Genomic DNA, 12795 nt, shown 5'->3' on the forward strand with positions numbered 1-12795 from the left:
TCAGGATAAAATGATTTGTCCGTCACGTCATTCTTATTTATAACCGCTAAAAATACGATTTTTAACGATAAAATCTACCAAATACGCTATATTTTGTCAGAAAATAACATATCGTTTTATGTCAGAATAACGCAGAATGTCGTGCTCATCATGACTTACTGTCAGGATTATGATTTAGGAGTTTGTAATGTCCAAGACTGGATTTGGTCAAATGTATCGCCAACTTTCGAGTAAGTTGCTTGACCTTGTGGTAACCCCGCATGTTCTTGGTGAAGTTCCTACAGAATCCACCGCAGTAGAGCAAAAAAACCAGGATTCAAACAAGCTGGTCTGCTATGTCCTACAAAACTATTCACGCAGCAACGCACTGGTTGTGGATGGGGAAACCCGCCGTCTTCATCTCAAGCCTGCATTGGATGCCTTGAGTTTTGGGACCTACCACGAAAAAAACTCAATCCTGTTTTTGCATCAGAATGAAAATAATTTATTTAACACCCAGACTTTCCCTCCGCGTCTTTTACAATTGATTGAGGCGCTGGAACAGCAGCCTGAAATTGAGGTGCAGCTTATTCCTGTGACCGTACTGTGGGGACGTTCGCCAGATAAAGAAGATTCATGGTTTAAATTGTTGTTCTCCGATACATGGGCGACACCAGGTACGGTCAAACAACTGGTCAATATTGGCCTGCATGGTCGCCAGTCCTATTTAGAGTTCCATGAACCACAATCCTTGCGTGAATTGGTAGATTATGCCAAAGCGCATCACCCAAACATCTCTCCCGCCACCTATATCGCAAGCTCACTGGACACCTATCTTGACCAGCAACGCGAGGTGGTGCTTGGTCCTGACCTGTCTGACCGTCGCAACGTGATGCAATCTGTCATTAAGGCACCAGATGTACAGGATGCCATTCGCCGTGAAAGTATTCAGCATAAAATCAGCATGCTGGAGGCTGAACGCCGTGCCATTGGCTATGTCAATGAAATCGTTTCTGACTACTCGGCATCAGCGGTACGTTTTGCCGACATGGCCTTGACACGTTTATGGACACAGCTTTATGACGGCGTTGAGGTGCATAACTTCAGCACCGTGCGTGAGCTGGCAAAAGACTACGAAATTATCTATACGCCATGTCACCGTAGCCATATCGACTACCTGTTGCTGTCCTATGTGATCTATAAACGTGGTTTGATGATTCCGTATATTGCTGCGGGTGACAACCTGAACCTACCTTTTGTAGGCCAGTTACTACGTGGTGGTGGCGCATTCTTTATCCGCCGTTCTTTCCGTGGCAATGCATTGTATACCACGGTATTTAAAGAATATTTGTACAGCATCCTGTCGCGTAACACACCGATTGAATACTTTATCGAGGGTGGACGCTCGCGTACAGGTCGCCTGCTACCACCAAAAACAGGGATGCTGGCGATGACCATTCATGGTCATCTACGCGGTCGGGCCAAGCCAATTGTTTTTGTTCCAACCTACATTGGCTATGAACGCCTAATGGAAGGCTCAACCTATGTGGGTGAGATGCAAGGCAAGCCAAAAGAGGCTGAGTCAATCTTTGGTATTGTGAAAACACTGCGTAAAATCGAGCGTATTTTCGGTAAGGTGCATGTCAACTTTGGTGAACCTGTTTTTCTTGATGACATCCTGAAACAGCACAATGCAGACCATATCCAGATTGAAAAGAATGATGCACCGACTCCAGCAGAAATTTCCAGTGTGGTCTCAAGCTCAGCCAACCTGATTCTGGAAAATATCAACCGTGCAGTGGTGGTCAACCCTGTTTCCCTGCTTTCACTGATTTTGTTGGCAACGCCAAAACATACGCTGGATGAAGAGATTTGTGCAAAACAGCTCGACATTTACCGTGATCTGGCCACCCAGCAACCGTATGATGAGCGGACTCAAGTCACCTCATTATCGGGCAAGGAAATCATTGCCTATGGCATGAAGCTCAAACTGATCAAGCGCGTACAGCATGTATTGGGCGATATTATTGCGATTGAGGAGAATCAGGCGGTCCTGCTCACCTATTTCCGCAACAATATCCTACATGCTTTCGTACTGCCATCACTGGTTGCGTCACTGGTTGAGCACAACGGTAAAATTAACAAGACCGATTTAAGCAACGTTATCCGTACCCTGTATCCATTCCTGAAAGCTGAACTGTTCATGAAATGGCAGCCAACTGAGCTGCAACAGCATATTGATAGCTACATCAATGCTCTGGTACAGATTGGCCTGATCTTTCAGGACCATGATGGCAACCTGTTCAGCCCAACACCAAATAGCGAAGAACACCAGAAACTTGTGACCTTGGCATTGCCTGTGAAACAGAGCCTGGAACGTTATTACATGACGCTTGCGCTGATTACCCAGCGTGGTTCTGGCAATATCTCCACCAAACAGGTTGAGGAGCTGAGCCACTTATTGGGTCAACGCCTGTCTGTGCTCTATGAATTTAATTCACCAGAGTTCTTTGACAAGGCACTGTTCCAAAGCTTTATTAAGGTGCTGACCCAGCAGAATTATATTCGCAACAATGAACAGGGCTTCATTGAATATGATGACAACTTTAGTGAAATGGCGGCAGGTGCCCAGTTGGTGCTTGACGAAGCGACCTTGCAGATGTTGCAGCACATCACCACATTCAGTGATGAGGAACTGGCGACAGCGCTGGAGGCAATGGCTTCACAACAGGCCAAACGCCGCTTGAAACGTAAAAAAGCTTAATATTGCAATTAAAACCTCAAAGCAACTTCGCCTTGAGGTTTTTTTATTTCCGACACTCCAGATATTGCGGATCATCCAGACAACGCAGTCGTCTGATCAGGTCAACAAAATAGGCATCGTAGTAGCCTGAATCGACATAGCGGTTACGGATTTTTGCCACCAATGCTTCATAGCCCTGTTTCTCAAAACTTGAAATATCCGCCCAGTAATAAGCGGGCAAATGGTTTTCCCACTGCATTGCCTGTGCCGCCAGCACATTGCTATTCTTTACAAACCAGCTTCGGATTTGATGGCCAAAACCTGTGGGATAGCTTTGGGGCCGAATCACGATATTGATTGCAAAATAGGCGACAGGAAAGTTGACCACCTGTGTTGAAGCGCCAAATTCCTTTTTCATGTTATAAGGCAATACGCCATAAGCGGGTGCGGCCAGAATATCAATCTTCTTTTGCTTGAATAAATCCACCGCATTGGAGAAGTCCACATAGACGGGCTGGGCTGATACACTCTGCACCAATGCCTGTTGTGGCGGATTGTTTTCAAGAATCCCGATTCTCTTGTTCTTTAACTGGGAGACCTTGCTGATCTGCTGGGTGTTCATCATCATGTAGGCTGTACCAATCGGAATCATGCCGAGCACTTCGTAATCTGGCCCCACCATGCGCCTTTCCACATTGGGATGGTTGAACAGTTGCAGCAACATTCGCGCCACACGGTTATTTGAAATTAGGCCAATTCCGCCCGTACTGCCCATAAAACGGTTATAACGGTAAGTATTGAAATTTGAGGCAACCAGGCCCGAGCACTTGCCTTGGTCAAATGTCTGGATGGCCTCACTTTCATTGTTAAAGGTTTTAAATTTCAACTGGACCTGGCTTTGCTGTGCATACAGGCGAATATCCTGCAACCTGCGGCTAATATCCCCCTGAGTTCCCACAGGGTCAAATACACACCAGGTCTGTTCACCCGCCCAACTGTTTGTCGCAATTAATCCGAGAAGCATTGTATATATTATTTTTTTCATCGTTGACCTTTGCTCATTTTCCTGCAATCCATGTGCATAATCCAAGCCATCTGGAAGATACACTGACATCTAATGGCAATAAAAGCCATACCCCGAATCAAAACGCTTGCAGTTTAATCGAATTATTCTGGATTGCCATGTGCCGACAAGGCCGCCGCATAGTCATTAAAGCAAATCAAATGGTCAAATTTAAAATCCATTTCCATCAGTCTGGTGGCATAAATGCGTTTCCCTGTCTGCTGCTCAGAGAGCAGCCTCAAAGCAGGCAGGCCAAGCTGTTGTTGGAACCAGAGCAGGATTTCATGCATGGGTAAAGGCATGTTATTGGTGACGATATAGCTGGGTTGTGCATTCTTCATATCCACAAGTTGAGCCAAAAACCTTGCCAAATCATCAATATGAATACGGTTACTCAAGTGAATGGCTGGGGAGGTTGACGTTTGCTCAGCCATTCTTTGCAGACGGGCAACCGATGTCCCATAAATCCCTGTTGGACGGACGATGATGCTCTGCTGGGAATAATGCATCTGCCACAACAACTCCATTTTCCGTAACAGCTTGCCCTGCTCATCGGCAGGCTGGATCAAGGACTCATCATCAATCCTCTCCCCTGCATTTTCACCATACACACGGGTGGATGAAACAATAATGACACGCTGAACAGGGTGTGACTTTAATGCCTGAACAATCGGTTCAACACTGTCCACGTAGGTATGCTGGTAGGCCTCAATTCCCCCTTGTGAGGGCGCAAGCAGCACATAGACCACATCAATCGGAGCAAATACGGTCAGGTCGAGCTGGTGAATATCCTGTATCTCATGTGTCGCGTAACAATCTGTTTTTGCACTGCGACTAATTGTGCTAATGTGGTGACCTTGCTCAAATAAGTGTTTAGCAACACGTTGAGATGTTTTACCATAACCAATAAATAAAATATGCATACATATCCCTGACCAAAGATGAACTCAGTCCAGCAATTACAAGGCGTTGGTGCTGCCGCAGCGACCCTGCTAGAAAAGCTCCACATTTTTAGCACGGATGACCTGCTGTTTCATCTTCCGCGTGACTATGAAGATCGTAGCACGATTATTCCAATGAATCAGTTGGTGGTTGGGCGCAGTTACCTGCTTGAGGGTGAAGTCAGGTCAGTTGATTTTCCGCCTGGCAAAAAGAAGTCGCTTGCAGCATTGCTACAGGATGATTTTGGCAAGGTCACTTTACGTTTTTATCATATTTACAAGGGTCTGACTGACCGTATCAAGATTGGGCAACGCCTGCGGATTTTTGGCGAGGTTCGGGTCGGTGCACGCGGTCTGGAACTGTATCACCCTGAAATTCAGGTGATTCAGCAACATACCGCCTTACCCAAAACCCAGCTTACCGCAATCTACCCAAGTACCGAGGGCCTGACCCAGCCCAAACTACGGGAATATGTACGTCAGGCTTTACAGTACCATAGTGATGACCTGCCTGAACTGCTGCCTAAAAAATACAGTAACGGCTATGAGTTGAAAGAGGCCCTGCATTACATCCATGAACCGCCAACCGATGCCAATATGTTGCAGCTTAATCAGGGTTCCCATCCTGCACAGCAACGTCTGATTTTTGAGGAGCTGGTTGCCCATCAGGTCAGTTTGTTGACGCGCCGTGCCTATATCCGCCAGATTGCCGCCCCCCGTTTTAACAGCAGCAAGATTTTGGCAAAGCAATTACTGGATGGCCTGCCATTCCAGATGACCAATGCCCAGAAACGGGTTTCCAAGGAAATATTGCACGACCTCAAACAGGATCAGCCAATGTTGCGTCTGGTACAGGGTGATGTGGGGGCAGGTAAAACGCTGGTTGCCGCGGTCGCTGCCTGTCATGCGCTGGAAGCGGACTGGCAGGTGGCCTTGATGGCACCAACAGAAATTCTTGCCGAGCAGCACTACTTAAACTTTAAACGCTGGTTTGAACCGTTAGGCATTCAGGTGGCATGGCTATCAGGCAAGCAGAAAGGCAAGGCACGCGCCCAGGCCGAACAACAGATCAAGCAGGGTCATGCCCAGCTGATTGTGGGAACCCATGCTTTATTTCAGGACAATGTGGAGTTTTCCAAACTCGGTTTGGTGATTATTGATGAACAGCACCGTTTTGGGGTTGATCAACGGCTTGCCTTACGCAACAAAGGTGCAGACCAGTTCACACCCCATCAGTTGGTGATGACTGCAACCCCAATCCCCCGCACGCTGGCCATGAGTGCCTATGGTGATCTGGACACCTCCATGATTGATGAACTTCCACCAGGACGTACCCCCATCCAAACCGTGACCATTCCACTGGATCGGCGCGAAGAGGTTCTGCAACGTATTGCAAAAAATTGTCGTGAGGGTAAGCAGGCCTACTGGGTCTGCACGCTGGTTGAACAGTCTGAAACGCTGGATGCCCAGGCGGCCGAGGCCACCTATCAGGAATTTAAGCAACGTTTTCCTGAGCTCAATATTGGGCTGGTGCATGGCAAAATGAAAGCGGATGAAAAACAGACCGTTATGCAGGCCTTTAAGGACAATGAATTGCAACTGCTGATTGCCACCACAGTGATTGAGGTCGGCGTGGATGTACCCAATGCATCCATCATGGTGATTGAAAATGCAGAACGGCTGGGGCTGTCTCAACTGCATCAGCTCCGCGGTCGGGTGGGTCGTGGCGCAACTGCAAGTTTCTGCGCCCTGCTCTATAAAACCCCGTTGTCACAGAATGGACAGGAACGCCTTTCCATTTTACGGGAAAGCAATGACGGCTTTGTGATTGCTGAAAAGGACCTTGAAATTCGTGGCCCAGGTGAATTACTGGGTACCAAACAGACAGGTGAGATGGGCTTTCGCGTGGCCCGTTTAGAACGTGATGACCATTTGCTTAATCAGGCCCACTATGTGGCGGCACAAATCCTCAAGGATTACCCACAACATGCTGACGGCCTGCTCAAACGCTGGCTGCCTGAAGCACCAAGATACGCTTATGTTTAAATTACTTGGCACATCAGCCCAACAGGTTTTTGATTATTTCACTCCATGCAGCCTGTGTGACATTGGTGTAAAACAGCATTTCGGTGTCTGCCAAAGTTGCTGGCAACAACTGCCGTGGTTGAGACAGCACATTACCCGTAATCAGCAGCAGGTATTTGTTGCCTGCCATTATCAATATCCAATTGACCGCATGATTCAACAGTTTAAATATGAGCAAAAATTGCATCATCAACGTTTATTGAATGGCCTGCTGCTACAGCTCAAGCTTCCCAAAGTCCAGGCCATAGTGCCAATGCCAATTTCCACAGATCGCTTGGTAGAACGCGGTTTTAACCAGAGCCTACTATTGGCGAGAGTGCTGGCACATAACCTGAATGTTCCTGTCTGGCAGCCTGTACAACGTCTGGCACAACACTCACAAAAAGGCTTTTCACGTCTAGAGAGATTGGAAGATATTGAGCAGCAATTTATTGCCGACCCATCAGGAAAAGTCCGCTATCGAAAGGTGCTGATTGTGGATGATGTGGTGACTACAGGAAGTTCCATTACCGCCTTGTCGAAAGTGCTGGAACAGCTCGGCTGCCAACAGATCCATAGTGTATGTTTGGCAGCCGCACAACATCGCGAGTCTAGCTTACAAGGTTTTGCTGACACCATGGAATCACCACCTCTTTAGTCAGTGGTGCCAATACTGTGGACTGATCATCCAAATTGATCCACTTCATCTCAGCAATTTCAGCCGCAATTTGTGGAACCTGCTTTAATTCAACTGAATAAACATAGCTCACCAGAACATGATCCGGTTCATTTGCCGCCGCGGTTTCAAACTGTCCAATAAACTGTTTAATCTTACATTCACAGCCAATCTCCTCCAAAATCTCACGCTGGATGGTCAGTTCAGGTGCTTCGTTCAGTTCCAGTTTTCCACCCACCTGCATAAACGCCTGCGTATTCTGTTTACGCACTAAAAGCAGTTGATTCTGCTCATTTAAAATGACAGCGGCAGCCACAGTAATCGTTTTCAATACCCTTTCCTCACACTTAAATTTCAACTGATGCATTCATTACAATCGAACTAAAGAACCATAGATTCGGTATTGTCCTGCTCAGCCATGACTCATCTGGACAACGATAATTCTTTAGATCAATAGGACCGTAATTTGGCAGCCTCACACAGAAAACATATATAGGGTCTGTTGAAATTTCACAGATGCTTGCGACAGAGGACATTTTTTAGACGATACAAGGCATGTTTTGCGAAACTTAGTGACTCTAAGTGAGCAAGACATAACGCAGTAGCGGCAAAAAATGTCCCTGTCCCGTAGGGTTATGGCTAAAACTTCCCTAAACTGCGTTATGAAACTTGACAAGGGGGTCGCCATTGCCTGCGTTTCATGCCTTGTTTATGTCGTTTTAGCCGATAACTCAAGGCATGGCTGAAATGTCAACAGACCCTAGATTTCATACAATTAAAACCGTTTTATATAACTGTCATGCTGCTAAAGTAGACTATGTAACAAGATTTTTAACAAAATAACGTTTAGGCAAGTGTTTTTCAGCCGATCCTTGTCTAAAATACACGCTGACTTTCTATGAAAGCAGAAAGTCTGATATTGACTGCGCAAGGAAAAAAGACATGCTTGAAGCCTTTTATGCCACAGAGCGCGGTAGTCTAGAAGATGCAACCATCAACGGCAGCTTTGATCTGCACCCTGAACTGGTGTGGATTGACCTCATCGCCCCCTCGCAGGAAGAACAACAATGGGTGCTGGATGCCTATGACCGTAACCTGCCCACCTTAAAGTCACTTGAAGACATTTCCTCATCGGCGCGATTTTACCGTGATGACGATGGTATTTTACATATCAGCACCTATTTTTTAACAAAGAATAAAAACTATCAGGTGGATGGAGATGCGGAAGAATCATCCCACATGCTGGCAATGGTGCAAACGGTTGCGTTCATTTTGCATAAAGACCGCCTGTTTACCCTGCGTGGTGAAAAGCTGGTGGCGTTCCGTGCGTTCCGTGCGCGTGCGCGGCGCAATGACTATGACATGGACTATAAAGATCCGACCTGGATTTTATTGGGCCTGCTTGAGGCAAAGCTGGATGAACTTGCGGATATCCTCGAAGATATCCACAAAGACTTGGAAAGATACTCAACCGAAGTGTTGAATAACCATCACCGTGAAAAGGTACTGGATCTGGATGACATGATTACGCGTCTGGCACAGCAGGAAGACATGCTCGGAAAAGCCCAGCTGTGTTTGATTGACCTACGTCGGGTACTGACCTTTTTATCTCGTCCACGTGCCTTGGGCAGTCATATTTATGATGCCGATATTCGCGAGTTAAGTGAGGATGTTCGCTCGCTGGTTGAACATGACGCTTTCCTGTTCCAGAAAGTACGCTTCTTGCTGGATACCACCTCTGGGTTCATTAACACCGAACAGAACGACACGATTCGTCGATTCTCGATTTTACCCAGTATGCTTGCCCCTCCGATGCTGATCGCCAGTATTTATGGTATGAACACTGACGTGCTTCCCTTTGCACATGGCAATCTCAGTTTCTGGATAGTCACAGGTATTCTGATGGCATTTCTGGTGTTGCCGATGGTGTATTTCCGCTGGAAAAAATGGATTTAATAAAAAAGCACCTGACGGTGCTTTTTTATTTCGACAAGATTTTGATCAAATTAACTTCAAGTCATCCTGTAGATGGCTGGCCTGGATGATTTTCAGCATCTTCTCAGAGACATTTTTAAAATGCAGGCCTTTGTTCTCAGGTGTTTGGCGCAACCATTGCACCAATACCGCCAAAGACAAGGTATTACCATTTTCAAGCTGAGCCAAATCAACAACCAAGGGGAAAGCCTTGTGCTGTTGAATATGCTTTAATCCAGCCTGATAAACCTGTTCCGCATTTTCAAAGTTAATCGTCTTGGAAACAACTAACTGCTGGTCAATATACTGAATCACCCGTCACCACCTTATTTTTTGCTTACGGCAGCATCTGCATCTGGTTTAAAGGTTGCAATCGCTTTATTGATATCACCACCATTACGCTGAACAGTTGCCGCAAACTGGTTACGGAACTGTAAACCAAGGTCAATACCAGACACATTGATATTACGTACTTTCCACTGATCACCCTTGTCGGTTAACTGGAACGACACAGGAATCTTTTCACCATTGTGCAGGAAATCCAGCGTCACCACAGGGTTTTTACTGTTCGACGCTTTATAAGGACGCATGGTGTAGCTTTCGTTGGTGTATTTCGCGAAAGCACCACCATAGTTTTCGATGATTACTTCACGGAAGTTTTTCTCAAACTGGGCGCGCTGTGCAGCATTGGTATATTGGTTATTGGCATAAGTACCCAACACAATACGTGTAAACGCCTGTGAATCTACATATGGGTCAAGATTTTGACGAATAATCGTTCTTACCAAAGCTGGGTTATTCTGTAATTTCGCATTATCTGCCTTTAAACGGGTAATCAGCCCATCAGCGACACGCTTGACAAAATCAGGTGGAGTTTCTGTTGGCGCTGCAAATGCTGTGGTTGCAAGCATAGCCGATAATACGCTTGCTGTTAGCGTTTGTTTCAATAATGTGTTCACGGACAATCTCCTAACCTAAATTACTCAGCGAAAGATGGTTCTGCTTCAGCGGCGGCTGGCTGCGAAGTTGAACCCTCTGTTGCGGTTGAACCAGTTGTGGCTTTACCAGCACCACCTGTAATAAATTTGCTAATTAAATCTTCTAAATCCATTGTACCCTGGGTATTTGAAACCACGTCACCACGTTTAAGGTAGTTCACACCACCACCTGGCACCACTTTCAAATATTTCTCACCCAGAAGACCATTGGTTGCAACCATAATATAAGCATCCTCATCCAGACTGGTGATGGAGGTCATGTTGCGGATGAGTTGCTGTTCCATTTCTTTTTGTTTCGCGACATCGGCCTGCTCATAGTCAGCGCTGTAGCGCAATTCTTCAAGTGCGTTCTTCTGCACTTCTTTTAATTGCTCTGCATTAAAGCTGGTCAACTTACCATCAAGGTCAAATTTGACTGTTGCCAGACGTGACACTGGATCAAGGGTAATGGATTCTACACGGCCAATGGTGACACCACTCATGGTGACTTTGGCGCGTGGTTTTAAACCATTCACATTATCAAACTGCGCTGTCATGCTGTAGCTGTCACGTAAATTGGTACCAACTAAGCCACTGACCTTCATCGCAAGAAAAAATAGAGCGATACCGAAGATAATGACAAAAATACCTACGGCCAGCTCACTAGTACGTGATTTCATTAAATCCCTCCGAACATGACCGCAGTCAACACGAAATCAAAACCTAATACACAAAGTGAAGAATATACGACCGTTCTGGTCATTGCAGTCGCGATACCTTCAGGTGTCGGGTCACAGGCATAGCCCTGATAGACCGCTACCCATGTACAAATCAGGGCAAATACAATGCTTTTAATAATGGTGCCATTGAAAATGTCATGCCAGAACTGCACGCTGCTTTGCATGCCACTCCAGAATGAACCTTCATCAGCACCCAAGAAATCAACACCCACCATCTTGCCGCCAATAATGCCAATGGTTGCAAAAATCACGGTGAGCATTGGCAAGCTGACAATCCCTGCCCATAAACGTGGGGAAACAATTTGACGAAGTGGATCAACCCCAATCATTTCCATACTGGCAAGCTGTTCACTCTGCTTCATGGAACCAATTTCAGCGGTCAGTGCTGAACCTGCACGGCCTGCGAACAGCAAAGCAGCCACCACAGATGCCAGTTCACGCAGTAATGTCAGTGAAATTGCTGTACCCAGCATCGCCTCACTGCCAAAGGTGACCAGAATGCTATACATCTGCAAGCCAAGAACAGCGCCAATAAACAAGCCTGAAACTGCGATAATCAGCAGGGACATCACCCCAACACGATACATCTGGTACACAAAACGCTGAAAGCCACCTTTAGATGGCATGGAAAATAAAACTTGCAGGAGCATCAGTGCCGCAGCACCAATTCCCTTTATTCGCTCAATAACGAGTCTACCTAGCCAGGCAATCGCATTCATGGACGAACCTCGTTATCTAAATATGCTTGGTGAGTAAATTGATATTCCACAGGTCCCTCAACCGAACCTGTTAAAAACTGGCGCACAAATGGCGATGCGTGATTTTTTAATTGTTCAGGTGAACCTTCACCCTGAATTTTGCCTTCCGCCACCACATAAATATAGTCAGCAATCGATAATGTCTCTGAGACATCATGTGAGACAACAATGGTTGTTAAATCCAACGCTTCACGCAGGGAACGGATTAAACGGGTAAGCACTCCCATCACAATCGGGTCCTGTCCTGCGAACGGCTCATCATACATGATCAGTTCAGGATCAAGTGCAATGGCACGTGCCAAGGCCACACGGCGGTTCATACCACCCGAAAGCTCAGTTGGCATCAACTGCTCAGCACCACGTAAACCAACTGATTCAAGTTTTAATGCCACCAGTTCTGCGATGAGGTGTTCTGGCAATTTGGTATGTGCACGAATCGGGAATGCCACATTTTCATACACTGACATATCGGTAAACAGCGCACCACTCTGGAATAACATACCCATACGGGCACGCGCAGCAAACAACTCATTGCGTGACATGGATGCAATATTTTTACCATCCAGTAAAACTTCGCCCTGATCGGGACTTAGTTGTCCGCCAATCAAACGCAATAGAGTGGTCTTACCTGTACCTGATGGTCCCATAATGGCAGTAATTTGACCACGTCGAATTTTAAGGCTGATATCGTCATAAATGACGCGTTCTCCTCGATTAAAGCTCAGGTTTTTAACTTCAATTAGGGCTTCGCTATCGAGAGGAGATTTGTTATTCATAATGGCATTCATTCCTGCACTTTTTATGCACGCATACTATACACTGAAAGATTAAATCGTTGTTTTTATTTTGATAAGCGACGTATGAAGATTATTAATTTATG

The 12795-nt window shown here is 46.2% G+C and carries 12 protein-coding genes; 4 read left to right on the forward strand and 8 right to left on the reverse strand.

The window, feature by feature from the left end; translation table 11 throughout:
• The first annotated feature begins 187 nt into the window (after positions 1 to 187).
• The gene (plsB, locus tag N5J47_RS01710; protein ID WP_279958613.1) at positions 188 to 2743 is read left to right on the forward strand and encodes a glycerol-3-phosphate 1-O-acyltransferase PlsB; all 2556 of its coding nucleotides are present in this window, start codon (positions 188 to 190) and stop codon (positions 2741 to 2743) included.
• A 43-nt stretch (positions 2744 to 2786) separates the two neighbouring features.
• Here plsB and N5J47_RS01715 read toward each other — a convergent pair whose 3' ends face one another.
• Together N5J47_RS01715 and N5J47_RS01720 are read right to left on the reverse strand one after the other, a co-directional pair.
• The gene (locus N5J47_RS01715; protein WP_279958778.1) at positions 2787 to 3767 is read right to left on the reverse strand and encodes a putative solute-binding protein; all 981 of its coding nucleotides are present in this window, start codon (positions 3765 to 3767) and stop codon (positions 2787 to 2789) included.
• 122 nt (positions 3768 to 3889) lie between these two features.
• Positions 3890 to 4708 (reverse strand): NAD-dependent epimerase/dehydratase family protein, encoded by an 819-nt coding sequence (locus N5J47_RS01720; RefSeq protein ID WP_279958614.1) that lies wholly within the window; start codon positions 4706 to 4708, stop codon positions 3890 to 3892.
• Positions 4709 to 4726: 18 nt separating this feature from the next.
• Between N5J47_RS01720 and recG the strand changes: the two genes are divergently transcribed.
• Both recG and N5J47_RS01730 read left to right on the forward strand, forming a co-directional pair.
• Complete coding sequence (recG, locus tag N5J47_RS01725; protein ID WP_279958615.1) at positions 4727 to 6772, forward strand: ATP-dependent DNA helicase RecG; 2046 nt, start codon at positions 4727 to 4729, stop codon at positions 6770 to 6772.
• Positions 6765 to 7448, forward strand: a complete 684-nt coding sequence (locus N5J47_RS01730) for a phosphoribosyltransferase family protein (RefSeq protein ID WP_279958616.1) — start codon at positions 6765 to 6767, stop codon at positions 7446 to 7448. Before recG ends, N5J47_RS01730 begins: the two co-directional genes overlap by 8 nt.
• Here N5J47_RS01730 and N5J47_RS01735 read toward each other — a convergent pair.
• A complete protein-coding gene (locus tag N5J47_RS01735) occupies positions 7402 to 7797 on the reverse strand; it encodes an NUDIX domain-containing protein (RefSeq protein ID WP_279958617.1) in 396 nt (131 codons plus the stop codon). The two genes, N5J47_RS01730 and N5J47_RS01735, sit on opposite strands and share 47 nt — an antisense overlap.
• Before the next feature lie 611 nt (positions 7798 to 8408).
• On the opposite strand from N5J47_RS01735, the gene N5J47_RS01740 reads away from it, so the two are divergent.
• Positions 8409 to 9422 carry a CorA family divalent cation transporter gene (locus N5J47_RS01740; RefSeq protein WP_267980685.1) on the forward strand — a complete coding sequence of 338 codons (1014 nt, stop codon included), beginning with the start codon at positions 8409 to 8411 and terminating at the stop codon, positions 9420 to 9422.
• Positions 9423 to 9467: 45 nt separating this feature from the next.
• Here N5J47_RS01740 and N5J47_RS01745 read toward each other — a convergent pair whose 3' ends face one another.
• The 5 genes from N5J47_RS01745 to N5J47_RS01765 are packed head-to-tail and all read right to left on the reverse strand — an operon-like array spanning position 9468 to position 12691.
• Entirely contained in the window at positions 9468 to 9755 is a 288-nt protein-coding gene (locus N5J47_RS01745; RefSeq protein ID WP_267980686.1) for an STAS domain-containing protein, read from the reverse strand.
• 11 nt (positions 9756 to 9766) lie between these two features.
• On the reverse strand, positions 9767 to 10399 hold the full coding sequence (locus N5J47_RS01750; RefSeq protein WP_279958618.1) for an ABC transporter substrate-binding protein: 633 nt from the start codon (positions 10397 to 10399) through the stop codon (positions 9767 to 9769).
• 20 nt (positions 10400 to 10419) lie between these two features.
• Positions 10420 to 11097 carry an outer membrane lipid asymmetry maintenance protein MlaD gene (locus tag N5J47_RS01755; protein ID WP_279958619.1) on the reverse strand — a complete coding sequence of 226 codons (678 nt, stop codon included), beginning with the start codon at positions 11095 to 11097 and terminating at the stop codon, positions 10420 to 10422.
• The gene (gene mlaE / locus N5J47_RS01760; RefSeq protein ID WP_004678635.1) at positions 11097 to 11876 is read right to left on the reverse strand and encodes a lipid asymmetry maintenance ABC transporter permease subunit MlaE; all 780 of its coding nucleotides are present in this window, start codon (positions 11874 to 11876) and stop codon (positions 11097 to 11099) included. The genes N5J47_RS01755 and mlaE overlap by 1 nt, the downstream gene beginning before the upstream one ends.
• Positions 11873 to 12691, reverse strand: coding sequence for an ABC transporter ATP-binding protein (locus N5J47_RS01765; RefSeq protein WP_279958620.1), 819 nt, complete (start codon positions 12689 to 12691; stop codon positions 11873 to 11875). The genes mlaE and N5J47_RS01765 overlap by 4 nt, the downstream gene beginning before the upstream one ends.
• Positions 12692 to 12795: the final 104 nt, after the last annotated feature.

This window comes from Acinetobacter sp. GD03645 (genome assembly GCF_029845285.1).
Classification (GTDB): Bacteria; Pseudomonadota; Gammaproteobacteria; order Pseudomonadales; family Moraxellaceae; genus Acinetobacter; species Acinetobacter corruptisaponis.

What these genes read in the sequence shown, in the direction of transcription:
- plsB (WP_279958613.1), top strand. Translation starts at nt 188, where the DNA reads ATGTCCAAGACTGGATTTGGTCAAATGTATCGCCAACTTTCGAGTAAG.
- N5J47_RS01715 (WP_279958778.1), bottom strand. Translation starts at nt 3,767, where the DNA reads ATGAAAAAAATAATATATACAATGCTTCTCGGATTAATTGCGACAAAC.
- N5J47_RS01720 (WP_279958614.1), bottom strand. Translation starts at nt 4,708, where the DNA reads ATGCATATTTTATTTATTGGTTATGGTAAAACATCTCAACGTGTTGCT.
- recG (WP_279958615.1), top strand. Translation starts at nt 4,727, where the DNA reads ATGAACTCAGTCCAGCAATTACAAGGCGTTGGTGCTGCCGCAGCGACC.
- N5J47_RS01730 (WP_279958616.1), top strand. Translation starts at nt 6,765, where the DNA reads ATGTTTAAATTACTTGGCACATCAGCCCAACAGGTTTTTGATTATTTC.
- N5J47_RS01740 (WP_267980685.1), top strand. Translation starts at nt 8,409, where the DNA reads ATGCTTGAAGCCTTTTATGCCACAGAGCGCGGTAGTCTAGAAGATGCA.
- N5J47_RS01755 (WP_279958619.1), bottom strand. Translation starts at nt 11,097, where the DNA reads ATGAAATCACGTACTAGTGAGCTGGCCGTAGGTATTTTTGTCATTATC.
- mlaE (WP_004678635.1), bottom strand. Translation starts at nt 11,876, where the DNA reads ATGAATGCGATTGCCTGGCTAGGTAGACTCGTTATTGAGCGAATAAAG.
- N5J47_RS01765 (WP_279958620.1), bottom strand. Translation starts at nt 12,691, where the DNA reads ATGAATAACAAATCTCCTCTCGATAGCGAAGCCCTAATTGAAGTTAAA.